Raw genomic sequence first — 2,037 nt, 5'->3', positions numbered from 1 at the left:
GAGCACCCACGCTCACGCCTCCACACCCCGCACGTACTACCGTCACCGCGTCTGAACCTTACATTCCCCAACAGCCCCGCTCGCCATCGCCGAGCGGCGGTTCAGTCCATCGACGTTTATCTGCCGCCGCAACACCAGCGCGCTCGATCAGCGTCGGCACGGCGTCAGATAAATGCTCTCCGTTTCCCGGCTGTTACTCTGCCGCTTGCGCGGCGGCCCACCCGTTGGTGCTGCGGTGCGTACCTAAGCCTACTGTGTCGAATTCGTCTTTGCCCTCCTCGGCGCTGACACCTATGGTGCGGAGGGCTCGGCTGACCGGGCTGTTCGGCCACGCAATGCCGCCGTCAGTGCCATCGCTCAGCAGGAGGGCGACACGGGCACCATCCCAAACCACCGCCTCTTGTCCCCCAGCGCCGCCGAAAAACTCAGTTGAGATGTAGGCGACGGGGCCTGCCAGCGACAGTTCCTTTGCGAGCTCCGCAACACCAGGCGCCATGTCATCTACTTTGGGGTGTTCTGGCTCGGTAGACGTGCGGGCGGCGGCGATTTCGCGCACCACAGAGTCGGTCAGCGGCAGCAGTACGAAACCTTGAACCAATGGGCATAGAGTTACCGAGCTGAAGCGAGAGGTGACCACAGCGAGTATGGATGCTGAGGCGACAAGGGCTTTTACGTCATGCATTTTTTGTTCTAACGCGATGATTTGACATTGAGTGCTGAAGGCTTCGCGCAAAGGTCGGCTTCTGGCCGTCAGACGTCCTCAACGGTGACCGGTCCGAATGCACCTGTGAGGGCTTCGAGGAACATCCCGAAAAACGTGAAGTACCTGCCTGCCCGCTCGGAAACGATGCCATCTTCCACCAACTCGCAATCGAACGAAAACTCGCCGCCATCGCGCTGGCTGAAGACAACAAAGCTGCCGCGCTCATCGAGCTTGGCGACTTCCGAGAATCCCCGGAGCACCTCAAGCACCGCCTCTTGAGAGGGGCTGGAAAATCGAAAATGCTGGCGTAGTCCCATAGATTTGGAAGGCGGGGCGGAAAGTCCGGTTGTGGCCGCATTCTGCCGGAGGGCCGCCCGGTCCAGCTCGTCCGAGCGGCCGACCGCCTCATGCGTCGGTCTGCTTCGCCAACTCCAACGCATCTTCCACCTCGATGCCAAGGTAGCGCACCGTGCTCTCCAGCTTGCTGTGGCCGAGCAGCAGTTGCACGGCGCGCAAGTTCTTGGTGCGCCGGTAAATCAACGACGGCTTCGTCCTGCGCATGGAGTGGGTGCCGTAGGTCGCGCTATCCAAGCCGATTTCCTCGACCCACCCGTCCACGATGCGAGCGTACTGCCGCGTTCCAATGTGCGGCGACTGTTGGACCCGGCTCGGAAACAAGAAATCTCCGGGTTTCAGCTGCGCCTTGGCAATCCACGCCTCGATGGCAAGACGCGTTGGGCCCGTCATCTCGAACTGCACGGGTTGGCCAGTCTTCTGCTGCATCACCTTGGCGCGTGCAGCCGCGCGCTCGCCATTGAAGACATCCCGGACGCGAAGCTGCACCAGGTCGCACGCCCGGAGCTTGCTGTCGATGCCGAGGTCGAAGAGGGCAAGGTCCCGCACACGACCTTGGAGCTGCAAGCGCACCCGGATAGCCCAAATATCTCTCAGTCTGAAGGGGGTCTTCTGCCCAACAAGCTTGCCCTTGTTCCACGGCTCGCGGCGACACGTCGATGTTGCTTCCATGATGAGCTCCTGTAGGAATGGAGCGTCAGTCTGCGCCCATGCCGGCCGCGACCGATGGCGGGCGCCTTCAGCGCGGGTCGGGGCCCTAAACGGACATTGCGCTTTCGCGAAAGCAGTCGTTCGCGGGAGCACGCATCGGCGTTGTACGGACTTTCGGAGCTGTCAGGATTTTTGTGTTCGAGGCGGTTGGTGAATTTGCGCTCGACTGATTTCTCTGATGTCTTCTGGCCCCTGCCAGGCCGCCGGAGGCGCCCCGGTTGAGCGATGTACTCATGCTCAACCTCCTGATTTTGCGTTGCCTTGGGCCG

At 61.6% G+C, this 2,037-nt stretch carries 3 protein-coding genes; all 3 read right to left on the bottom strand.

The features are described from left to right. Positions 1 to 193 precede the first annotated feature (193 nt). Positions 194 to 733: a hypothetical protein gene (locus AC1D2E_RS35630; RefSeq protein WP_478201763.1), complete on the bottom strand. Its 540-nt coding sequence runs from the start codon at positions 731 to 733 to the stop codon at positions 194 to 196. 17 nt (positions 734 to 750) lie between these two features. After that, positions 751 to 972 (bottom strand): hypothetical protein, encoded by a 222-nt coding sequence (locus AC1D2E_RS35625; protein WP_478201762.1) that lies wholly within the window; start codon positions 970 to 972, stop codon positions 751 to 753. Positions 973 to 1,108: 136 nt separating this feature from the next. Continuing rightward, on the bottom strand, positions 1,109 to 1,729 hold the full coding sequence (locus AC1D2E_RS35620) for a tyrosine-type recombinase/integrase (protein WP_478201761.1): 621 nt from the start codon (positions 1,727 to 1,729) through the stop codon (positions 1,109 to 1,111). Between the last annotated feature and the right edge of the window lie 308 nt (positions 1,730 to 2,037).

It is taken from the genome of Variovorax sp. P1_H2 (genome assembly GCF_056405295.1).
This window is presented reverse-complemented; position numbering and strand designations above follow the sequence as displayed.

Excerpts from the sequence above, each read along its gene's own strand:
- AC1D2E_RS35620 (WP_478201761.1), bottom strand. The coding sequence starts at position 1,729 with ATGGAAGCAACATCGACGTGTCGCCGCGAGCCGTGGAACAAGGGCAAG.